This window comes from Paenarthrobacter sp. E2MeOHC11 (assembly GCF_058744955.1).
In genome coordinates, this window is sequence record NZ_CP196673.1 from 4,091,553 (window position 1) to 4,113,357 (window position 21,805).

Sequence of the window (21,805 nt, forward strand, 5' to 3'; positions counted from 1 at the left end):
TTACAATGGCTGAGTCCGTGATTCGGACCCGGCAGCAGGCCGGCCACAACTTTTGCACATACAGCCCGGTATTCCCTTGTGTCTTTTGAGGAAACACGGACTCTGTGTGCGCGCCCGCAATCAAGGTCTCAGGGAGCCCAATGAACGCCGTCCAAAGGTTCATCAGAAGCCGTGTGCTGCTGCTGACCGCGGCCATTTTGATCGTCGCTATGTGCTTGTCAGTCCTCGTCCAAAGCCAGTCGCAGGCTGCTTTGAACCGGACAGTGGACGAGAACTCGCGGGGTCTCTACGACATCCTGGTCCAGGCCAAGCCTGACCAGGCCCAAGACGGCGACGGCGGTGCCCTGATCCAGCCGGAAATCGCCAACGGCCAGGGCGGCATCAGCTTTGAGCAGCTGGAAAAGATCCGGACCATGGGCCAGACAGCCGTGGCCGCACCCATCAGCCTCGTCTCCCGCGTATCGCAGAACCTGGAGGCTCCCCGCCTCAATGCCATGGACTACCTCGGGTACAACGCCGGCCTTGCCGGAGCTGTGACAGCAGGGGATCCTTCCGCCATGGATTCCAGCAAGTGGCCTGCTGCGGAATCGGTGTTGTCCGATAGCCCCAAGAAGTACCGTTTGACCGCCTCGGCTACGAGCTCTGACGGAGTTAACCAGCAGACGCTGTTCAAGACCAGCGCCGAGGGCACCTTGGGCAAGGGCCGCTTGGTCCAGGAGCAGGCTGCGGGCGGCACCAACGTCAGGATTGCCGGCGCTGATGGCGAGACCGGCATCAAGTTCCCCGCTCCAGCCCTTGGCTCTGAGCACAACCTCTTCAATCTCTCCGTGGCACTGCCCCTGGCCCCTGAGGTGACTGAGTCCGTCGTCGCAGTCGACCCGGCCGCTGAGAGGGCGCTGCTGGGCTCCGCAGGCGACTTCCTGGCTCCGCTTGAGAAGGCTCCGCCGGCCGATGCCCGTGATGCGGGTGCCATCGGGCGCCACTTCGAGAGCCTGTTCACTACAGGCCTGAGCATGGACCAGCTGGAAGAAGGACCGGACTTCCTGGGCGTCAAGCTCAAGTACTGGGCGCCGCTGATGACGCAGTACCAGCAGGCCAAACGTGACGGTTTGCTGACCGATGATTCCCAGGCCATTCCGCTGATTGTCCGCTCCGGCACATCCCTTGACCTGCAGTACTCGGTGAAAATCGAGGAACTTGACGCAAGCGGCAAGGTGGTCAACGAGGTAGGCACCGTAACGCGCTCCTTGGACAAGGACTACCTTCCGTTCGTCTCCAAGTCCCCGTTCGCCCTCGAATGGCCGGGATCCACGGACCACAGCAAGCTTCTGGGGAGCACAGCCTCCTTCAGCCAGGGACTGTACAACCCGGCTACGTGGAGCACGGCATTTGCTGCGGCGCCCCAGTACAAGGAAGGCGACGAGGCCTCCAACGGAGCATCTGAGAAGAGCGCGACGCCGGGGGACTGGGTCACTGTCAACCGCTTGCCCGAGAAGTCGTCCTTTGGCGCGGCTGTGGACCAGACCCAACGCAAGCCGGTTGACGAGCGTTCCTACCGGGAAGACCTGGAAACGGGCAAGAAGCCGGCCGCGCCGCTGCCCATGGTGTACGGCACCTTCGACCCGGCCGATGTCCAGTCCGCAGCCGGGGACGTCAACAAGTTGCCCCTTGGCGGCTACGATCCCACTCCCATGACGCTCAGCAAGGACGCTGAAGGTAAAGACGTCGAAGGCACGGAACTGAAGCCCTCCCTGAGTGCAACAGGCCTGGTCAGCCAGTCCGCCGGTGCCATCACCGATTACTACGGTCTCGCAGCAGCGCGTGGTTACGACACCAACGCCGACGTCATTGACGCCATCCGGGTCAAGGCATCCGCCACCGGCAACTGGAAGACGGCGCAGCCGGAGGTGGAGAAGCTTGCGACGCAAATCCGCGAGCTCGGCCTCGAAGCCACTGTCGTGGCCGGTTCCGCACGTGAAGACGCCAACATCTTCGTCCCCGGGTACAGCAAGGACGACGCCGGCAAGGAGTCGCCGCTGGGTACTGTCCAGCAGTCGTGGGTCCGCCAGGATGCGGCCGACGCAGTTTCCGGTTCCCTGACCGGTACCAACATCACTTTGCTCTTCCTGACGCTTCTTGGCGCGACGCTCCTGACAGGCGCGTCCACAGTGAGCTACATCCGGCAGCGCCGGAGCGAAGCCGGAATTCTCCGGGCGATGGGTTGGACGCAGAAACGCATCCGATCCTGGGTCCTTGAGGAGTTTGCCGTCGGTGCCGCAGCCCTTGCTGCAGCAGGCGTCATTCTCAGCCTGCTGAGCTGGAACCTCGCCACGGTCATCGTGTCAGTGACCATGCTGGTCATCTACGTCGGTGCAGCGCTGCTGGCCGCCCAGCAGTTGCGTCATCGCGTGGTGATTGATCAGGAACCGCAGCACGATGACCGCCTCGTGACAGTGGACTCACCGCTGACATTCGCCAACAGGCAACTGACCACCAACAGGTTCAACTCGATTTCGCTGGCAGTGGCAGTGGGCGTGTTCGGTGCTGCAGTGGGTGCGTTGATCGCCTTGCTGATCGACATCCCCCGGGCAGCAGGAGCCAGTGCCTTGAGTGGGCTGGCCGCTGCGAGCATTGCCCTGCCGAGCGTCATCCTGGCCATCTTCGGCGTGGTTGTCGGCTTGCTGCTGACGCTGGTCACCGGGCGTTTCGAACTCCACGCCAAGCGGGAATACCTCGGTACCCTGCGGGCCATGGGCTGGAACCCGGACATGCTTGGACAGGTCCGCTTCTTTGAAAACGCACTGGTAGGCACCGTGGCTCTACCCCTGGGTGTCCTGGGCGCCCTCGGGCTGGGACTGCTCCTGGCACCCTACGCGGCTCTCTGGGCCGGACTGGCCGGTCTGCTGGCCGTAATTTGCTGGATTCCGATTGCAACGAAAGTAGTCAAATGACTGACAACCTCAACCCCGAGCTGACGGCGACCCCGGAGTCCACGGACGAGTCGCTGCAAACCCGCGCCAACACCATTGTGAAGGCCGCGGACCACGCTACTCCCTTGGAACTGGGCCGGGTCACCATCCACTACGGTGGCGACAAGGGCGGTGCTGAGGAAGTCGACGTCGTCGATGACTTCAACCTCACGCTGCACGCCGGCGAGATGCACTGCATCGCCGGTCGAAGCGGTTCCGGAAAGACCAGCATCCTGACGGTGAGCGCCGGATTGACGCTTCCGACGTCGGGCAAGGTCTTTTGGGAAGGCCTGCCGCTGGACACCATGGGTGACGACGAGATCGCAGACCGTCGCCGTGCACTCATTGGCTACGTGGACCAGGGTGGCGCTTTGATCGACGGCATGAGTGCCCTGGAAAACGTCTTGCTTCCCGCCGTGCCGGATGGGGAAGTGGAACAGCGGACGGAGATGGCCAAGGACCTCCTGGACCTGGTGGGCCTCGGGCGACGCATGCGTCACCGTCCCGCCCAGCTCTCCGGCGGTGAGCGCCAGCGTGTGGCCATTGCCCGCGCCCTGATCCTTGGTACCCGCGTGCTGGTAGTGGATGAGCCCACTGCGAGCCTCGACCGGGCCGCAGCCAACCGCATCATCGGAATCCTGAAGGACACCACCAGTGATGGCATCGCTGTCCTGGTGGCCTCCCACGACCATGAGCTGGTACGGCTCAGCGATACGCTGACCGAACTTAACTAAAGCTATTTCATCCCAAAAAAAGGTAACTTCTTAGAGTGACGTCTCCAGAGAAATCCCCGTTCTACATCACCACCGCAATCAGCTACCCCAATGGCGTACCGCACATCGGCCACGCCTACGAGGTCATTGCGACTGATGCGATGGCGCGCTTCAAGCGCCTGGACGGTCATGAAGTGTTCTTCATGACCGGGACGGACGAGCACGGACTCAAGATGCAGCAGTCGGCCGAGAAGGAAGGCATCACTGCCAAGCAACTCGCGGACCGCAACTCGGCTGCGTTCAAGCAGATGAGCCAGGACCTGGGGATCTCCCACGACCGCTTTATCCGCACCACCGACCAGGACCACTACGCCGCCTCGCAGGCCATTTGGAAGAAGATGGAAGCCAACGGCGACATCTACCTGTCCAAGTACGAGGGCTGGTACTCCGTCCGTGACGAGGCGTACTACGTCGAGGACGACACCGTAGTGAAGGAAGACGGTCTCCGTTACTCCAAGGAGACGGACACCTTGGTGACCTGGACGGCTGAGGAAAGCTACTTCTTCCGGCTCTCCAACTACCAGGACAAGCTCCTTGCCCTGTACGAAGAACAGCCTGAGTTCGGTGCGCCGCAGTCCCGCTTCAACGAGGTCATCAGCTTCGTCAAGCGCGGGCTCGAGGACCTGTCCATCAGCCGCACCACTTTCGACTGGGGTGTTCCGGTTCCGGGCGATGAGAAGCACGTCATGTATGTGTGGGTTGACGCCCTGACCAACTACCTGACGGGCGTGGGTTACCCGGACGTTGAGTCTGAGTCCTTCAAGAAATTCTGGCCGGCCGACGTTCACGTCATTGGCAAGGATATTTCACGCTTCCACGCGATCTACTGGCCCGCGTTCCTCATGAGCGCCGGCCTTGAATTGCCCCAGCGCGTCATGATCCACGGCTTCCTCACCAACAACGGTGTGAAGATGTCCAAGTCCTTGGGCAACGTGGTGGCACCGCAGGATTTCGTTGCCCAGTATGGTTTGGACCAGTGCCGCTACTTCTTCCTCCGCGAAGTCCCCTTCGGCGCGGACGGCAACTACAACCATGAAGCCATCGTGGGCCGCATGAACTCGGACCTGGCCAACAACTTCGGCAATCTTGCCCAACGTTCGTTGTCCATGGTGGCGAAGAACTGCGAGGGAACAGTTCCAGTGCCCGGGGAGTTCACGGCAGAAGACAAGGCATTGCTGGCGCAGGCAGGGGAGTTGCTGACGACTGCCCGTGTCGCGTTCGACAAGCAGGAGTTCAGCCGTGCCCTTGAGGCCATCTGGACAGTGCTGGGTGACACGAATGCGTACTTCGCCGATCAGGCGCCATGGGTGCTTCGCAAGACCGACGTCGAGCGCATGAACACGGTCCTTTACGTCACGTTGGAAGTAGTCCGGATTGTGGCGATCCTCGCCCAGCCGGTCATGCCGTCGTCGTCGGCCAAGCTGCTTGGAGTCCTGGGCCAGTCCGAAGGCGAAGCCCGGCAGTTCGCCGCCATCGCGACTCCGATCGTGGCGGGAACGCAGTTGCCGGCCCCCGCACCGGTCTTCCCGAGGTACGAGGAACCCGTCGAAGCTTAAGGCTCAGGGCGCTCTCTCACTGCCTGCAGTCAAACGCGAAACGCTCTCTCACTTCCCGGCCGTATGACCGTTGGAAGTGAGAGAGCGTTTCTCTTTAAGCCGGATGAGGTGGGAGGGCGTGCGGGCCCTACGCGGTGGCCAACCCCTCAACCGGCGACAGACGTGCAGCGCGTCGGGCCGGGATCACGGATGCGAGGAGTCCGGCCACCACGGCCACCCCAAAGACCGCTGCCAGCTGCAGCCAGGGCACGGCGGGCACAACGGTCGCCACGCCGCCCAGGGTTGCCTGCGCCCCCAGCCATCCGTAGACGACGCCCATGCCGGCACCCATGATGGCGGCCACGCCTGCTACGAGCACTGCCTCGATGGCCAGCATTCCGCGCAGCTGGCCCTTGGTGAGTCCCAGCGCCCTGAGGAGCGAGTTCTCCCTGGTCCGTTCAAGGACCGAAAGCGATAACGTGTTGGCCACGCCGATCAACGCGATCACCACCGCGACACCAAGCAGCCCGGTGACCACCAGCAGGAGCACGTCAATGATGCTGTTGAACGTCACCCGCTCGATCGCGGCCCCGCTGACAGTACGCTCCTGAACGCCCAAGGCTGCTGCGACTTCCTTCTGAATAGCCTGCACTCGGTCCGTGGACACAGAATCGTCCAGTTTCACCCACACCATGGCAGGGGTTTCCGGCAACGGGGCGGCGGAGATGCTGGTGCTTTCGACGAAGGCCGGGACGTGGCGGGTCCGCAAAACCTTGGCGTCGAGTGAAACGCTGCCGGCCGCCGTCGTGATCGTGGCGGGTCCCTTCGGAGAATCTTCAGGAAGGTACACGGTGCCCGGGGCCGGCTTCAGGTTGTTGTCGCGGAGCACGGATGCCGCATCAGCGGCGGAGAGGCCGTAGATCGTCGTGCCTCCGTCAGGGGTGGTGGTGTCGCTCAGTGTTCCCACAGGCTGGAGCAGGACCGCGGCGCTGACGCCGTCGAGGGTCCTGATCCTTTCCAAAGCCTGGTTGGGCTCGCCCGGGCCGTCCACTGCTGTCTGCGTGGACAGGTCCACGGGATAGTTCTCTGCCAGGGTGTCGTTAAACGCCTGCCTCGAGGTCGCTGCGCCGGTCATCATCAGGGACACAAGCGTGACGCCGATCAGAAGCGCAGCCGCGGTAGCCGAGGTCCGAGCGGGGTTGCGGGTGGCGTTGACGGCGGCAAGCTTGCCCGGGACGCCAGCCGGAGCGGCCAGGCGACCGGCCACTGCAACGACTGTGGGGATGAACAGGCTGGAGCAGAGCAGGATCCCTACGAACGAGGCGGCACCACCCAGCAGTGCCACCCCCAGTGACACGTTCACGCTGCCGTACACCAGCAGCGCAGTTCCTCCGGCCAAGGCCACCAGGCCCAGAACCAGCCGGACCTTTCCGCGTTTGTTCCGGACGGAGGCGTCATCGCTGGGCCGCAAGGCGGCAAGGGGTGCGACGGCGGTGGCCGCCTTGGCGGGCACCAGCGCAGCGACTACGGTCAACAATGTTCCGGCAACAAGGCCGGCAACAATAGCCGAGGGCGGTACAGCCAACGTCGCGAAGGCCTGCTCGGGCTGGGACCTTGCCCATGCAATCAACCCGGTCATCAGGCCGGTCGCGGCAAGGACGCCCAGCACCGAGGAAAGGAAGCCGACCACCAGGGCCTCAAGCATGACTGATCCGCGGATCTGTGCCCGGCCGGCGCCGAGGCACCGCAGGAGTGCCAACTCCCTGGTCCGTTGGGCCACCAGCACGGAGAAAGTATTGGCCACCACCAACGTCGAGACAAGGATGGCTACGCCGGCGAACGCAAGCAGCACCACGGTCAGTTGGTCCTGTCCTGCGCTGAGCATGGCCACCGTGGACGTAACCTTCTCCTGTGCCGTTTCCAGCACGGGCTCAACGGCCCCCGCAGCTTCCATTCGATGGGTGATGTACTCCTTGGCGGCGGCGACATCCTCCCCGGACTTGAGCGAGAACTGCACCCCGGTGAACCCGGCCCCGGCATCCTGGACCGCGTTGAGGACCGATTCGGACGCTACCAACTGCGCCGCCGATGACGAGAAGGGGTCATTCGTGGCCTGGGTCAGGCCCGTGATGGTCACTGTGGCATTCTTGACAGGTCCGGGCCCGTGCAGCTCGAGTGTGCTCCCAACGGCGAGGCCCAGATGTTCAGCCGTCTTGACGTCAATAACAGCCTCCGAAGCCTTGACCGGCATGGATCCGGACGACAGGACCGCGCCTTCAAGCGACGCGGGGGCTGCATTTCGCAGCCGCCCGTATTGCTCGCCGCCGCCGGCCTCGAACGTGACATAAGTGGAACGTTCGGCGTAGCTATCATCCACTGCGGGGGAGGACACGGCTGCATCCACTGCGGCCTGGGTGAACGCTTCACCGTTCTTTGACGTAGCAACGAGGTCAGCGTTGCGATAGGCCTCTCCTATGCTGGCGCCCAGGGACGCATTCGTGCTTGCACCCACCATCAGCGTGGCGGAGAGGAACATCACGGACAGCATCACAGCCAGTCCGATGGCGACGAACCGCCGGAAATGCGTCGTCACTTGGGAAAGGGCAACACGCAACATGCCTCAGGCCCCCAGCTTGCCGAGGGCGGCCAGGACGGAATCTGCCGTGGGATCGTGAATCTCGCCCACCAGGCCGCCGTCGCTCATCAACACCACGCGGTCGGCGTAGCTGGCGGCCACGGGATCGTGGGTGACCATGATGATGGTTTGGCCCATTTCCTGGCTGCTTCGACGGAGCAGCGCAAGGACTTCGCCGCCGGCCTTGGAATCGAGGTTGCCGGTGGGCTCATCGCCAAACACGACGTCGGGACGCGTCAGCAGCGCGCGGGCTACGGCCACGCGCTGCTGCTGACCCCCGGAAAGCTCATGGGGTCGGTGCTTCAGGCGGTCCTTCAGGCCGAGGGTACTGACAACGGTATCCAGCCATCCGGCGTCGGCGGTGGTTCCCGCCAAGGCAAGCGGAAGCGTGATGTTCTGCTCGGCCGTCAAGGTGGGCACCAAGTTGAACGCCTGGAAGACGAAGCCGATCCGCTCCCGGCGAAGGGCGGTGAGCTGGCGATCGTTCAGCCCCGTCAAATCCGTGCCGCCCAGCACAATCCGTCCGGAATCCGCGGTATCAAGCCCGGCGAGGCAATGCATCAGGGTGGACTTTCCCGAACCGGAGGGCCCCATGATCGCGGTGAACTTCCCGGCATCGAAGCTCACCGACACTTCGTTCAGGGCCGTCACGCGGGTATCGGCCCGTCCGTAACTCTTGGACAGGGTGAAGGCCTCGACGGCGGGACGCGCCTGGTCGGCGTCCGATCCCGTGGGGTGGTCGGTTCCTGACGGGTGGGGGAGAGGCGTGAATGTTGTCATGGTTCCACGCTATGTTTTGGTGCGTCGCGCCGGGATCGGGCCTGGGGTCCATTATCTGGCAGGGGTGCTCATACCGTGGTCTGAGCTCTCAGATCCCCGGCGCCACAATCCCTGTCTCGTACGCAATCACCACTACCTGCACACGGTCCCGGGCGCCAAGCTTGGCCAGGATGTGGCCCACATGGGTCTTCACTGTTGCCTCGGACAGGAAAAGGCCCGCCGCAATCTCGGGATTCGACTGTCCCTGCGCGATCAGTTGGAACACTTCACGCTCGCGGGTCGTTAGCCGCTCTACGGCAGCGGCGTGCTCGCTCTGTTCAGGGGTCTGCGTCCGCAGCAGCGGCGCCACATGGTCAAGCAAACGCCGGGTGGTGGAGGGAGCGATCACGGCGTCCCCACGGTAAACGGTCCGGATTGCTTCAAGGAGTTCTTCGGGTGGCGCATCCTTCAGGAGGAACCCGCTGGCGCCGGCCTGGATAGCAGCCAGGGCGTACTCATCGAGATCGAACGTGGTCAGGACGACGATTTTGATTTCCGCGCGTTGGGATCCAGAAGGTTGCGCCGCTGCCTGCTCCAGGATGCGGCGGGTTGCCTCGATGCCATCCATCCCGGGCATACGAACATCCATCAGGACCACATCGGCAGCGGTGGCGGCAAGGGCCTGGACAGCCTCGATCCCGTTTCCCGCCTCGGCGACCACTTCAAGGTCGGGCTGTGAATTGATCAGCATGCCAAAGCCCGAACGGACCAAATGCTGGTCGTCAACGAGTGCGACCCTGATGGGCGCAGGAACTTCTGGCATGGCTTAGGCCTCCGAGTAGGGGATAAAAGCGGACACACGGAAACCGCCGCCCTGTTCCGGACCTGCGGTCAAGGAACCATCGTAGAGGGAGACCCGCTCTCCCATTCCCAGCAAGCCGTTGCCGCCACCGGCTGCTGGCGGATCCGCCGCGGCGCCGCGGCCGTCGTCGACGATATCCAGTTGAAGTCCACGTGCCTGCCATGTCAGGGTGACGCCCGCCGTCGCCCTCGGTCCAGCATGCTTCATGACGTTGGTGAGGGCTTCCTGGATGATCCGGTAGGCAGTGAGTTCCGCGCCAGCGGGGAGGGCCCGGCGGGGGACCCCACTCTGTTCGAAAGCCACCTGCAAGGTAGCGGCACGGAAGCCGAGGAGCAGTTCGTCCAGGTCGGACAGCCGGGGTTGCGGGCGCGTGGGGGAGTCGTCATCGGAGCGGAGGACTCCCAGGAGCCGTCGCATCTCACCCAGCGAGTCCCTGCCTGTCGCGGCAATGGTTGCCAGCGCTTCGGTAGCGAGCTCGGGCTTCGCGGCGGCTGCATAACGGGCGCCGTCCGCCTGGGTGATGATCACTGAGAGTGAGTGGGCCACGATGTCGTGCATTTCCCGGGCGATATGGGAGCGTTCGTCGGCGGCGGCCAGTTTCCGCTCCTGGACCTGTTCCACTTCCATCCGCCGTGTCCGGTCCTCGAGGGCCTGAAGTTGGAGCCGGCGTACCCGGGTCAGATCGCCCAGGGTCCAGCTCACCAGGACCAGCATCCAAATCAGGACCGTGTAGAGCGCTCCGATGGTGAGCCCCATGATCCCCGACTCGGCAGTACTGGAGTATTCGCGAGTAGTCAGCATGATGCCACCCAGCATGCCGGCCACCAGCACCGTGCGGCTCGCCCAGGCCGGCCCGTAGGCTGCGGTTGCATAGATGACAAGCGGGACTGCGATCTGGCCCGCCACCGGTTCGGCGCCTACTGCCCACTGAATAAGGCATACAAGAATGACGACGCCGGCCGCCACAGCCGGGCGCGTCCGCCGCCAGGCCAGCGGAAGCAGGAGGCTGCACGAAAGGACAAAGAGCCCGGGCCGGGAGGCGAGCAGGTAGACCGGACCGAAAAGGAGTATCAGCAGCGAGGTGGCCGTCATATCCACTGTGAAGCGGTTGATGCGGAACCATTCGTAAACTGCGTGCCTTCTATCCACGCTTAGACTCTATGCGCTTGTTCCCTGCCCGGACATCATGCCGTGGTCTGACTTCGCGCTGTTGCGTGTTCGCAGAATGAGACGATTTTGACCAGCATGTGGATTGCTTGGCTAGATAGAGCTATGAGTGCAACGTCCATCAATCTCGCTGTCATCCCTGGCGACGGCATTGGCCCAGAGGTCATCGCCGAAGCCGTCAAGGTCCTCGAAAAGGCTGTCGCCGTGGAGGGCGTCGCCCTTGAGCTGACCAACTACAAGCTCGGTGCCCAGCACTGGCTGGAGACTGGCGAGACCCTTCCGGACGAGGTCCTGGCGGACCTGCGCACGCGCGACGCCATTCTTTTCGGCGCAGTGGGTGCGGCCCCCGGCGATACGCGAATCCCCTCCGGCATCATCGAACGCGAGATGCTGCTCAAGCTCCGCTTCAGCCTGGACCACTACGTGAACCTGCGCCCGTCCCGTCTGTACGGAACGGTCGGCAGCCCTTTGGCGAACCCCGGCACCATCGACTTCATCGTGGTCCGCGAAGGTACCGAGGGTCCTTATGTCGGCAACGGCGGCACGCTGCGTGGCGGCACCCCGCACGAGGTTGCAACCGAGGTTTCGCTCAATACCGCCCATGGCGTTGAGCGCGTGGTGCGCGATGCGTTCCGCCGCGCCAGCGAGCGTCCGCGCAAGCACGTCACACTCGTCCATAAGCACAATGTCCTGGTTTACGCCGGGCACCTGTGGAAGCGGACCGTCGAAGCCGTGGCCCAGGAATTCCCCGAGGTCACCCACGATTACCTGCACATCGATGCTGCCACCATTTTCATGGTGACCGACCCCTCCCGCTTTGATGTCATCGTCACCGACAACCTGTTCGGCGACATCCTTACCGACCTCGCTGCTGCCATTACCGGTGGCATCGGCCTGGCGGCATCGGGCAATATGAACATGGACCGCACAGCGCCGTCCATGTTTGAACCCGTCCACGGCTCCGCTCCGGACATCGCCGGTCAGCAGAAAGCCGATCCCACCGCGGCCATCCTCTCCGCAGTGCTTCTCCTGGACCACCTTGGCTACACCACGGCGGCCCGCAAGATCGAGGCGGCAGTGATCGCCGACGTCGAGAGCCGCACCGGCGAGCCACGCAGCACAGCTGCCATTGGCGACGCTATCGCGGCCGCACTTTAGGCCCAATTCTCAGGCGTAAGCTTGTCTTGAATTATTTACCTGCTTCCCTGGTCCATCGCTGAACCACACCCTTTGGGACCCGGTTCACCCTGCCAGGTAGCTGACTGTGGAGGAAACATGACTCAGACTGCCCATGGCGTCGAATTCAGCCAGCAGCTTTCGGAAACACCGAAATCTGCTGAGGAGCGTGCAGCCGTCCTGGCGAACCCAGGCTTCGGCGACTACTTCACCGACCACACCGCCGTCGTCGACTACAAAGTTGACGCCGATGGCAATGGCGGTTGGCAGAATGCCCGGATCGAGCCTTACGGACCCATTTCCCTGGACCCCTCGGCTGCTGTCCTGCATTACGGCCAGGAAATCTTCGAGGGCCTCAAGGCCTACCGCCACGCTGACGGCTCCGTCTGGACGTTCCGCCCCGAAGCCAACGCTGCGCGCCTGAACAAGTCGGCCCGCCGCCTTGCCCTTCCGGAACTTCCGGAGGAGTACTTCCTCGGCGCCATCCGCGAACTCGTGCAGGCTGACAAGGGATGGGTTCCTTCCGGCGACGGCGAAGCCCTTTACCTGCGTCCGTTCATGATCGCTACCGAGGCGTTCCTGGGTGTGCGTGCCGCCCGCGAAGTATCCTTCCGCGTCATCGCTTCTCCCGCCGGCAACTACTTCGGCGGCGAACTCAAGCCGGTCTCCATCTGGATCTCCCGTGAATACGCACGCGCAGGCCGCGGCGGTACGGGCGCAGCGAAGTGCGGTGGCAACTACGCAGCCTCTTTGATCGCACAGCAGGAAGCCGAAGCGAACGGTTGCAAGCAGGTCTTGTTCCTGGACCACTTCAACGACGACGCCGTGGAAGAACTCGGCGGCATGAACGTCTTCTTCGTCATGAAGGACGGCTCGCTTGTCACTCCCGCGCTCAGCGGCACCATCCTGGAAGGCGTTACCCGGATGTCCGTCATCCAGGTGGCCAAGGACATGGGCCGCGAAGTCACCGAGCGCAAGATCACCCTTGATGAGTGGCGTGATGGCGTTGCCTCCGGCGAGATCACCGAGGTCTTCGCTTGCGGCACCGCGGCTGTGATCACGCCGATCGGTGTCCTCAAGGACGCAACGGAATTCATCGGCTCCGAGGACGCCAAGGCGGGCGAGACCACCATGGCTATCCGCGAGCAGCTCCTGGGCATCCAGACCGGAACCGTCGAGGACCGACACGGCTGGCTGACGCGCCTGGTCTAAGTCTCAGTATTTCCTGCCACAACCGAAACGCACGACGGCGGTCCTTTCCCTTGGTGACAAGCGGAAGGGCCGCCGTTCTGCGTCTGGATGCGCTCTCACCTCTCGCGTCTTTCTTGTGACCGCTCTCTCACCTCCTGTCGGAGGCGCTCTAATCGGCGACGGCGGCACTACGGCCGGGTGACGGCGTCGGGCCTTTTGAGGGTGGTTGGTGAGAGGGGGATGGCTGGATGGGGGTGATTGGTGAGAGAGCATCGCATCGGTGCCAAGATGGGACAGTGACTTCTGAATCAATAGCGACCTCCAACGACTCTTCCCTGCAGCGCAGCAGTGACCTCACCCGCTTCCGTTTGGCCCCGAACCCAGGACCGATGAGCCTGGACGGCACCAATTCCTACGTCATCGGAGCCCCGGGATCGGGCCACGTAGCTGTAGTTGACCCGGGTCCGGAAGACGAACAGCACCTGGCGGAGTTGGCGGCGGCCGGCGCAGTGGACGTCGTGCTCATCACGCACCGGCACGCAGACCACACGGAAGCCTCCGCGCGCTTCCACGAACTAACGGGAGCCCCGGTCCGGGCTGTATCCCCGGAACACTGCCATGGCGGCGAGCCCCTCCACGATGGCGAAGTCCTGAACGCAGGCGGCATCGAAATCCGCGTCGTGGCAACCCCGGGCCACACTTCCGACTCAGTGTGCTTCCATCTCCCCGCCGACGGTCCCCATGGCTCAGTACTGACGGGGGACACCATCCTGGGCCGCGGCACCACGGTGCTGGACTACCCGGATGGCAGGCTGGGCGACTACCTTGCCAGCTTGGACCGCTTGGAAGCGCTCGGCCCCGCAACGCTCCTCCCAGCCCATGGACCCGTGCTTCCAGCCCTGGACGCGAAATGCCGTGAATACCGCGAACACCGGGAACAACGGCTTGATCAAGTCAGGGCGGCGCTGAACCAGTTGGGCGCGGACGCCTCGATCCCTGCGGTCACCGATGCCGTGTATCCCGACGTCGACCCCTCCGTCAGGTGGGCCGCTGAGACTTCGGTTGCGGCCCAAGTGGATTACCTCCGGAGCTAAGCCCGGACGGTAGGCTTGAGCCCATGCGTATCGCCCGGTTTGTAGTTGATTCTGATCCCCTTTACGGCGTTGTCGAAGGTGAGCCCGGCAGTGAGGAAATCACTGTCATCAATGGTGACCCGTTCTTCAACGGCGTCGAACGTACCCATGTGAAGCACAAGCTCGAGGACGTGCGGCTCCTGGCGCCCATCATTCCCCGCAGCAAGGTGATTGGTGTCGGCCGGAACTTCGCCGAGCACGCAGCGGAACTGGGAAATGAAGTTCCCCAGCAGCCGTTGTTGTTCCTGAAGCCCAATACTTCGGTGATCGGGCCGAACGACCCCATCATCCTTCCCGAGTTCTCGGAGGAAGTCTCCTTCGAAGCCGAGCTGTGCGTGGTCATTGGCCGCATCTGCAAGGACGTCCCCGAAGAGCGGGCGGACGACGTCATCTTCGGCTATACCTGTGGCAATGACCTCACTGCCCGCGATGTGCAGAAAACGGACCTTCAATGGGCCCGTGCCAAGGGCTTCGACACCTCTGCGCCGCTGGGTCCGTGGATCGAAACTGAACTCGACCACGAGGACCTCTCCATCCAAGGCCGCCTCAACGGTGAACTCCGCCAGGACGGCAGCACCAACCAGATGATCCGAGGCGTACGCGAACTCGTCTCGATCGTTTCGCATGCCTTCACCCTCCTTCCGGGTGACGTCATCATGACCGGCACCCCGGCCGGTGTTGGCCTGGTCAGCGAGGGCGACCGCTTCGAAGTGGAGATTGAGGGCATCGGCCGCCTCTCCAACCCGGTGGTTCGCCGCTAGGCTCCCGGCTAAACCTCAACATGCCAAACGCCGACGGCGGCACGCGCCTTTCACACGAAAGGTAAGTGCCGCCGTCGAGCACTTTCGACCGGGAAACCCAAGCTGTGCCAAGCGGTAAAGTTGGAACCACTATGACTACTGCTTCTGCGTCGAACGCTGCCCCCAGCGCCATCCCTGCCGTTAACGCCGAGACTCCGGTCCGCGTCCGTTTTTGCCCGTCACCGACGGGAACACCGCACGTTGGCCTGATCCGCACCGCCCTGTTCAACTGGGCCTATGCGCGCCACACCGGTGGAAAGTTGATCTTCCGTATCGAGGACACGGACTCTGCCCGTGACAGCGAGGAGAGCTACCACCAGCTTCTGGATGCGCTCAAGTGGCTCGGCATCAACTGGGATGAGGGCGTGGAGGTTGGCGGACCGCACGAGCCTTACCGCCAGTCACAGCGGGGCGACATCTACCAGGACGTCATCGCCAAGCTCAAGGCCGGAGGACACGTTTACGAGTCCTACTCCACGCCTGATGAGATCGAAGCCCGCCACAAGGCTGCCGGCCGCGACCCGAAGCTGGGCTACGACGGCTTCGACCGCCACCTGACGGAGGAGCAGCTGGCACAGTTCAAGGCCGAAGGCCGCGATGCCGTCCTGCGTCTGCGCATGCCGGACGAGGACCTCACGTTCAACGACCTCGTCCGCGGCGAGATCACCTTCAAAGCCGGCTCCGTCCCCGACTTTGCCGTGGTCCGCGCAAACGGTGCCCCGCTCTACACCCTGGTGAACCCGGTGGATGACGCGTTGATGGGTATCACCCACGTCCTGCGCGGCGAGGACCTGCTGAGCTCCACCCCGCGCCAGATCGCACTGTACCGTGCGCTCTACGCCATCGGTGTGGCCGAGTACATGCCGGAGTTCGGCCACCTGCCGTATGTCATGGGCCAGGGCAACAAGAAGCTTTCCAAGCGTGACCCGGAGTCCAGCCTGTTCCTGCACCGCGAACGTGGGTTCATTCCCGAGGGCCTGCTCAATTACCTCTCGCTGCTGGGCTGGTCCCTGAGCGCGGATGAGGACATCTTCACGGTGGAGCAGCTCGTGGCGAACTTCGACATCCACGATGTCCTGGGCAACCCTGCCCGCTTCGACATCAAGAAGGCCGAAGCCATCAATGGAACACACGTCCGGATGCTCGCGCCGGAAGACTTCAAAGAGCGGTTGGTCCCGTACCTTCGTACAGCAGGTTTCGTAGGTGAGATCCTCACTCCGCGGCAGGAAGAGATCCTCGCAGAGGCAGCCCCGCTGGTCCAGGAACGCATCACCCTTCTGGGCGAGGCTCCCGAGATGCTGGCCTTCCTGTTCAAGGCCGACGACGCGATCGACGTTGCCGATGACGCGCGCAAGGGCCTGCCGGCCAACCTTGAGGAAGTCCTTGATGCTGCCCTGGCGGCCCTGGAGCCCATCGAAGAATGGACGGCCGAGAACATCCAGAGCGCCCTGAAGCAGGCGCTGGTCGAGGACCTGGGCATCAAGCCGCGTGCAGCGTTCGGGCCTGTCCGCACCGCCATCTCAGGCCGCCGCATTTCCCCGCCGTTGTTTGAGTCCATGGTGATCCTGGGTAAGGACTCGTCCCTGGGCCGCGTTCGCGCGTTCCGCGGCTAAGAGCAGCCCACGTCATGGCTATTGCAAGCTCATTCGGCACCATCCGCGGTGTCCTCTTCGACATCGACGACACCTTGGTGGACCTTGAGTACGCCATGACGACAGCGTTGCGTGATGTCAGTGAACATCTCCTGCCCGGCCTCGACCAGGCCGGGTGGGTGAAGTTCGGGCGCATTTTCACCCACGAAACCACGCACTTCTACGACCGTTACCTGGCCGGCGAGCTGACCTTCAACGAGCAGCGACTGCTTCGCGGCCGGGCTGCCCTTGGCCATTTTGGCGTGGAGCTTGGCGATGGTGACGAATCGCAGGCGTGGGTGAGCGAGTACCACCAACGCCAGACGGCGTACGTGAGGGCTTTCGACGACGTCGAACAGGTCCTGGACGCACTCGATGCCGCCGGCATTCCCTATGGAGCCGTCAGCAACAACGTTCATGACTACCAGCGCGCCAAGCTGGACCGTGCGGGCCTTTCCAGGATCAAGGTCCTCGTGGGCACAGACACTGTGGGCGCGGCCAAGCCGGAGCCTGCCATCTACCTTGAGGGTGTCCGCCTGCTGGGTACCGCCGCGGAGGAGACCCTCTACGTCGGTGACAACAGGCTGCTCGACGCCGATGGTGCGACGGCGGCCGGACTCATTGGCGTCTGGCTCAACAGGACCGGGGAAGTGGTGGAAGAGTTCACAGGACGCCAGGTGGACTCACTGTCGCGGCTGCTCGCTAAAGCCCCTACTGCGGCGTGAGATTCATGTGATGCAGGTAACGGCTTCTCGATTTGTGCAGGTGGCAAGACTCCGGTAGAGTCATTACTCGTGCTGAGGGGCACGGAGGGAAAAGCTGAGGGAAACCGAAGCGCGGAACTCCGGTCCGAAAGTCACTTTGGGATATGGTGTAATTGGCAACACTACGGTTTCTGGTACCGTCATTCTAGGTTCGAGTCCTGGTATCCCAGCTCTGAAAATCCGCGTCAACACGCTGGAAATTCGGAACCTCCAAGTAGCAGAAGCGATTTGGAGCGAGGCTGAAAGTATGAAATACTCATTCAGCTTGATCGCCGGAAACGGTGATAAAAAGTGCAAGGCCCCATCGTATAGCGGCCTAGTACGCCGCCCTCTCACGGCGGTAACGCGGGTTCGAATCCCGCTGGGGTCACCACCGAATCCCCCGGAACTCACGTTCCGGGGGATTTCTTTTGCCCGTTTTCCACCTGCCGTGCCAGCCTCGCGCTTGCAAGGTGGATCCGGCTGGCATGATGATGCTGTGACCGCAAACCAAGACCCGGCATCGAGCCGGCACCAATCCGTAGCCCAAGGTGCGGCGGCCGCCGTCGAAACTTTGGAGTCGGCCCGTGCTGAACTGGCGGCCACCACCCTTCCGCTCGCCGTGCCGGAAGCCGAGGAAGCCCGCCAATGGATTCGCGAGTCCCTTGCGCAGCTCGACGACTACGTGATTCCCCGCTACAGAAGCCTGGAGGCTCCGCTGTTGGCCGTCGTCGGAGGTTCAACGGGTGCGGGCAAATCCACGTTGGTCAACGCGCTGGTGGGTTACCCGGTGACCCGGGCGGGCGCCATCAGGCCAACCACGCGCCAGCCCATCTTGCTCCACCATCCCGGGGATGCGGGGTGGTTTGAAGGCCACAGGATTCTTCCGAGCCTGGACCGCATCAAGGGCACTGTCTCAACGAGTCCTTTGCCGGCAAACCAGGCAGGTGCCGCCCCCGATGCGCAGGCCATCACGTCGTTGGTGCTGGTCGCCCATGCTGCGGTGCCCCAGGGAATCGCCCTCCTGGACGCGCCTGACGTCGACTCGATTTCCGATGACAACCGCAGGCTGGCTGGACAGCTGCTTGCTGCCGCTGACCTCTGGGTGTTCGTCACCACAGCGAACCGCTACGCCGACGCCGTACCCTGGCGCCTGCTCCTGGACGCGGCTTCGCGGGATATCACCGTAGCCGTGGTTCTGGACCGGGTGCCAGCTACCGCTGAAGACGAAGTCAAGGCCGACCTTCAGGCAATGCTTGACCGGCAGGGGCTCGGGGCAGCGAAGCTCTTCGTCGTTCCGGAAAGCGACCTGGACGGGCTCGGGATGCTCCCCGCGGAATCGGTGGCGCCACTGGGGCAGTGGTTGGCCGCCCTCGCCGCCAATGCGGCGGGAAGGGCGGACGTGGCCCGCAGGACACTCAACGGTGCCGTCAAGGTAGTCAGCGTCCGTTTGGAAGGAATTGCCAACGCTGCCGCGGAACAGGATGCCGCTGCGCATGAACTCCAGACAGTGTGCATCGCGGAGTATGAGCAGGCACTTTTGCGCATTCTTGATGCGACCAAGGATGGAGCATTGCTGCGCGGGGAAGTGCTGGCCAGGTGGCAGGATTTCGTAGGCACCGGCGAGTTCTTTAGGGCTGTCGAGCAGAACATTGGCCGCTTCCGGGACCGTGTGGGGGCTTTCTTCCGCGGCGAACCAGCCCCGGCAGTGAAGGTTGAGACCGCCATCGAAACCGGGCTTCAGGCCGTCATCCTGGATGAAGCTGCCAACGCAGCAGAGAACGTGGACAGGCGATGGCGTTCGGACCCCGCAGGCCGACAACTCCTCGGCGCCCATGACCTGTCCGGAACCAGCGACGACTTTGATGCAAAGGCTGCTGCTGCGATCCGGTCCTGGCAGGTGGGTCTGATGGAGATGATCCGTACACAGGGCCAAGGAAAGCGAACCCAAGCCCGGTGGTTGTCCTTCGGCGTCAACGGGCTTGGCGCAGCGCTGATGGTGGTGGTGTTCTCCATGACGGCCGGCCTGAGTGGTTTGGAGATCGGCATCGCAGGTGGAACGGCTGTGGTTGGCCAGAAGCTGTTGGAGGCAGTGTTCGGCGAGGACGCGGTGCGTCGCCTTGCCCAACAGGCACGGGATGACCTGCACACGCAGTGCCAAAGGCTTCTGGACGATGAGAAACAGCGGTTCCTGAACAGGCTTGAGGCCGCCCATCCAAGCTCCGGTAATGACCTGGCCCGGCACGCCAAGGCACTCGGCCGCCTGGCGGGAGCCGCATGAGCCGCCACAGCCAGGTCCGTGAATCTTCCCAGTTGCAGCGCCGCCTCGAATCGCTGAACACAGCCCGCGAACTCGCCGAAGGCGTGCTCCCGGACGCGGACCTGCAGTCTGTCTATGACGTCCTGGATCGGGCAACGGCGCGGCGGTCATTGTCCGCCGGACACACTGTGGTGGGCTTTTTCGGTGCAACCGGCAGCGGAAAATCGTCCTTGTTCAACGCCGTGTCTGGAAGCGGGCTCGCCACCGCGACGGCCCGACGACCCACGACATCCGCGCCGTTGGCAGGAATCTGGGGTGAAGACGGCAGCGGGCCGCTGCTCGATTGGTTGGACGTCAAGGAACGCCACACACTGCCGCCGGTTCCGGGGTTGGCTGATGAGGGCACTGGCCTGGTGCTCCTGGACCTGCCCGACTTCGACTCCACCCGGGTGGAAAACCGTGAGATCACCGAACGCATGGTTGGCATGGTGGATGTCCTGGTTTGGGTCCTGGATCCGCAAAAGTACGCCGACGCCGCCGTGCACAATGACTTCCTTCGGCCCATGGCCTCCCACGGCGCCGTTACCTTGGTTGTCCTGAACCAGGTGGACAAGCTCAGCGCCGCCGACGCCTCCGCCGTCATGGAGTCACTGGAGGGAATCCTTCAGCGTGATGGACTGGGAAAGGTCCGCGTTCTGGGCGCGTCGGCCGTAACTGGCGACGGCGTCCCGGCCGTCCGCGGGGCCATCAGGAACGTCGTAGTACAGCGGGAGGCAACAACCCAGCGCCTTGCAGCCGATGTAGCCAAGGCCGCCGCGGAACTCGCTCGTGCCTCCGGCGAAGGTGAAGCCCGGGGCATCAACGGACGGGCAAAATCCCGGCTCGCATCTGAACTGGCGACGGCGGCCAACGTACCTGTCGTGGTGGACGCCGTGCAGCGGTCGTTCCGGAGGGAATCGGCCCGCAGGACGGGTTGGCCTGTGACCCGGTGGCTGTTGCGCTTTCGACCGGACCCGCTTCGGCGACTGAACCTGGGCAAGCCGGATACCAGGCCTGAGCTCAGCCGGACCTCATTACCGCCTGCCGGCGCACCGGAGCGCGCGCGGACGGATGCGGCTGTCCGGGATTTTGTGGACGAGGCATCCACCGGAGCGCCGGGACCCTGGCGGGCAGCCATTCGGAGTGTGGCACGTGATGGCAGGGAACAACTGTCTGATGCTTTGGATCAGGCCATTGCCGGAACGGACCTGAAAGCGATGAAGCGTCCCTTGTGGTGGGTGCTGTTCAATACCCTCCAATGGCTGGCACTACTCCTCGCCGTTGGCGGGCTGGGCTGGCTCGGCGTCCTGGCTGCCCTTGGGTACTTCCAGATGCCTGTGCCGGAGGTGCCACGGACGGAGGGCTGGCCCTGGCCGACATTGATGGTGGCCGGGGGAGTACTGCTGGGCATTGTGCTGGCCATTGCTGGCCGCATCGTAGGCGGTTGGGCTGCGAGGGCGCGGGCATCAGGGGCAGCGAAACGTTTGAAGTCCGCAGTGGCACGTGTTGCCGAGCAGCGCATTGTGGAGCCTGTCGACGTGGAGATCACGCGCTTGAAGGCCTTCAATGCGGCGTTGAAAGCGGCACGTTCGGCCTAGAGTGCTGCTGCGGCGTCCCGGACTTTGATGAGCGTGCGAAGGTTCCTGGTAGTGGTGCTGGCTTTGTAGCGTGCCTTGGCGGAGAGCTTGCTGAACGGGCTGTCCAAGGTTCCGCCTGCCGGTGCCAGCCAGGCGGAGGCTTCGGGGCCCAGGCGCACTTGTTCCACCCCGCCAAGGGCCGCGCCGGCCTCGAAAAGGTCATCAAGCATCGTGGTATCGGAAGCAAGTGTGACGTAGCTATGCGTGGATTTGTCGTCGGCAGGGTAGGGGCAGGCGTGGACCAGTTCGGCAACCCTGGCGGCCGTGAGCACCACCACCCATGCGTCGTAGCCGAACGTCTTCCGGAGGCACTCTTCGAACCGGGCCTTGACGTCCTCGGCGCTGAGAGCACTCTGCAGCACAACGTTTCCGCTGGCCAGCAGGGTTTTGACCTTGGCAAACGGATAGTCATTAAGCGCTGTCCTGAGGTCAGCCATCTTGATGTTGATGCCGCCCACATTAATGCCGCGAAGGAACACCGCGTAGCTGTTCATG

The 21,805-nt window shown here is 63.5% G+C and carries 16 protein-coding genes and 2 tRNA genes; 13 read left to right on the top strand and 5 right to left on the bottom strand.

The features are described from left to right. Window positions 1–140 precede the first annotated feature (140 nt). From ACSSVG_RS19035 to metG, 3 genes are read left to right on the top strand one after another with little or no spacing between them, the layout of a single operon-like run. Window positions 141–2,951, top strand: coding sequence for an FtsX-like permease family protein (locus ACSSVG_RS19035; RefSeq protein ID WP_492415868.1), 2,811 nt, complete (start codon window positions 141–143; stop codon window positions 2,949–2,951). Further along, window positions 2,948–3,703, top strand: coding sequence for an ABC transporter ATP-binding protein (locus tag ACSSVG_RS19040; RefSeq protein WP_492415869.1), 756 nt, complete (start codon window positions 2,948–2,950; stop codon window positions 3,701–3,703). Before ACSSVG_RS19035 ends, ACSSVG_RS19040 begins: the two co-directional genes overlap by 4 nt. A gap of 35 nt (window positions 3,704–3,738) precedes the next feature. Continuing rightward, complete coding sequence (gene metG / locus ACSSVG_RS19045; protein WP_492415870.1) at window positions 3,739–5,298, top strand: methionine--tRNA ligase; 1,560 nt, start codon at window positions 3,739–3,741, stop codon at window positions 5,296–5,298. 127 nt (window positions 5,299–5,425) lie between these two features. Here metG and ACSSVG_RS19050 read toward each other — a convergent pair whose 3' ends face one another. From ACSSVG_RS19050 to ACSSVG_RS19065, 4 genes are all read right to left on the bottom strand, one after another. Continuing rightward, a complete protein-coding gene (locus ACSSVG_RS19050; RefSeq protein ID WP_492415871.1) occupies window positions 5,426–7,894 on the bottom strand; it encodes an ABC transporter permease in 2,469 nt (822 codons plus the stop codon). Between the two features lie 3 nt (window positions 7,895–7,897). Beyond that, complete coding sequence (locus ACSSVG_RS19055) at window positions 7,898–8,692, bottom strand: ABC transporter ATP-binding protein (protein ID WP_231339957.1); 795 nt, start codon at window positions 8,690–8,692, stop codon at window positions 7,898–7,900. A gap of 88 nt (window positions 8,693–8,780) precedes the next feature. Continuing rightward, window positions 8,781–9,494: a response regulator gene (locus ACSSVG_RS19060; protein WP_492415872.1), complete on the bottom strand. Its 714-nt coding sequence runs from the start codon at window positions 9,492–9,494 to the stop codon at window positions 8,781–8,783. Window positions 9,495–9,497: 3 nt separating this feature from the next. Continuing rightward, a complete protein-coding gene (locus ACSSVG_RS19065) occupies window positions 9,498–10,682 on the bottom strand; it encodes a sensor histidine kinase (protein WP_492415873.1) in 1,185 nt (394 codons plus the stop codon). 123 nt (window positions 10,683–10,805) lie between these two features. On the opposite strand from ACSSVG_RS19065, the gene ACSSVG_RS19070 reads away from it, so the two are divergent. The 10 genes from ACSSVG_RS19070 (at window position 10,806) to ACSSVG_RS19115 (ending at window position 21,271) form a co-directional block, all read left to right on the top strand. Continuing rightward, complete coding sequence (locus tag ACSSVG_RS19070) at window positions 10,806–11,858, top strand: 3-isopropylmalate dehydrogenase (protein WP_492415874.1); 1,053 nt, start codon at window positions 10,806–10,808, stop codon at window positions 11,856–11,858. A gap of 117 nt (window positions 11,859–11,975) precedes the next feature. Beyond that, a complete protein-coding gene (locus tag ACSSVG_RS19075) occupies window positions 11,976–13,088 on the top strand; it encodes a branched-chain amino acid aminotransferase (protein WP_231339953.1) in 1,113 nt (370 codons plus the stop codon). 275 nt (window positions 13,089–13,363) lie between these two features. Continuing rightward, window positions 13,364–14,161, top strand: coding sequence for an MBL fold metallo-hydrolase (locus tag ACSSVG_RS19080; protein ID WP_492415875.1), 798 nt, complete (start codon window positions 13,364–13,366; stop codon window positions 14,159–14,161). A gap of 23 nt (window positions 14,162–14,184) precedes the next feature. Beyond that, window positions 14,185–14,961 (top strand): fumarylacetoacetate hydrolase family protein, encoded by a 777-nt coding sequence (locus tag ACSSVG_RS19085; protein ID WP_090818840.1) that lies wholly within the window; start codon window positions 14,185–14,187, stop codon window positions 14,959–14,961. Window positions 14,962–15,092: 131 nt separating this feature from the next. Next, the gene (gltX, locus tag ACSSVG_RS19090) at window positions 15,093–16,613 is read left to right on the top strand and encodes a glutamate--tRNA ligase (RefSeq protein ID WP_492415876.1); all 1,521 of its coding nucleotides are present in this window, start codon (window positions 15,093–15,095) and stop codon (window positions 16,611–16,613) included. 14 nt (window positions 16,614–16,627) lie between these two features. After that, the gene (locus tag ACSSVG_RS19095; RefSeq protein ID WP_492415877.1) at window positions 16,628–17,356 is read left to right on the top strand and encodes an HAD family hydrolase; all 729 of its coding nucleotides are present in this window, start codon (window positions 16,628–16,630) and stop codon (window positions 17,354–17,356) included. A 137-nt stretch (window positions 17,357–17,493) separates the two neighbouring features. After that, a tRNA-Gln gene (locus tag ACSSVG_RS19100) sits at window positions 17,494–17,565 on the top strand. Window positions 17,566–17,692: 127 nt separating this feature from the next. Next, window positions 17,693–17,768, top strand: a tRNA-Glu gene (locus ACSSVG_RS19105). A gap of 105 nt (window positions 17,769–17,873) precedes the next feature. Then, on the top strand, window positions 17,874–19,655 hold the full coding sequence (locus ACSSVG_RS19110) for a dynamin family protein (RefSeq protein WP_492415878.1): 1,782 nt from the start codon (window positions 17,874–17,876) through the stop codon (window positions 19,653–19,655). Beyond that, window positions 19,652–21,271, top strand: coding sequence for a GTPase (locus ACSSVG_RS19115; protein ID WP_231339948.1), 1,620 nt, complete (start codon window positions 19,652–19,654; stop codon window positions 21,269–21,271). Before ACSSVG_RS19110 ends, ACSSVG_RS19115 begins: the two co-directional genes overlap by 4 nt. Here ACSSVG_RS19115 and ACSSVG_RS19120 read toward each other — a convergent pair. Then, window positions 21,268–21,804 (bottom strand): DUF1697 domain-containing protein, encoded by a 537-nt coding sequence (locus tag ACSSVG_RS19120; RefSeq protein ID WP_492415879.1) that lies wholly within the window; start codon window positions 21,802–21,804, stop codon window positions 21,268–21,270. The two genes, ACSSVG_RS19115 and ACSSVG_RS19120, sit on opposite strands and share 4 nt — an antisense overlap. Between the last annotated feature and the right edge of the window lies 1 nt (window position 21,805).

Coding starts and splice junctions, on each gene's coding strand:
- ACSSVG_RS19035 (WP_492415868.1), top strand. CDS start 141: ATGAACGCCGTCCAAAGGTTCATCAGAAGCCGTGTGCTGCTGCTGACC.
- ACSSVG_RS19120 (WP_492415879.1), bottom strand. CDS start 21,804: ATGAACAGCTACGCGGTGTTCCTTCGCGGCATTAATGTGGGCGGCATC.
- ACSSVG_RS19040 (WP_492415869.1), top strand. CDS start 2,948: ATGACTGACAACCTCAACCCCGAGCTGACGGCGACCCCGGAGTCCACG.
- ACSSVG_RS19055 (WP_231339957.1), bottom strand. CDS start 8,692: ATGACAACATTCACGCCTCTCCCCCACCCGTCAGGAACCGACCACCCC.
- ACSSVG_RS19070 (WP_492415874.1), top strand. CDS start 10,806: ATGAGTGCAACGTCCATCAATCTCGCTGTCATCCCTGGCGACGGCATT.
- ACSSVG_RS19060 (WP_492415872.1), bottom strand. CDS start 9,494: ATGCCAGAAGTTCCTGCGCCCATCAGGGTCGCACTCGTTGACGACCAG.
- ACSSVG_RS19095 (WP_492415877.1), top strand. CDS start 16,628: ATGGCTATTGCAAGCTCATTCGGCACCATCCGCGGTGTCCTCTTCGAC.
- ACSSVG_RS19085 (WP_090818840.1), top strand. CDS start 14,185: ATGCGTATCGCCCGGTTTGTAGTTGATTCTGATCCCCTTTACGGCGTT.
- ACSSVG_RS19050 (WP_492415871.1), bottom strand. CDS start 7,894: ATGTTGCGTGTTGCCCTTTCCCAAGTGACGACGCATTTCCGGCGGTTC.
- gltX (WP_492415876.1), top strand. CDS start 15,093: ATGACTACTGCTTCTGCGTCGAACGCTGCCCCCAGCGCCATCCCTGCC.
- ACSSVG_RS19075 (WP_231339953.1), top strand. CDS start 11,976: ATGACTCAGACTGCCCATGGCGTCGAATTCAGCCAGCAGCTTTCGGAA.
- ACSSVG_RS19115 (WP_231339948.1), top strand. CDS start 19,652: ATGAGCCGCCACAGCCAGGTCCGTGAATCTTCCCAGTTGCAGCGCCGC.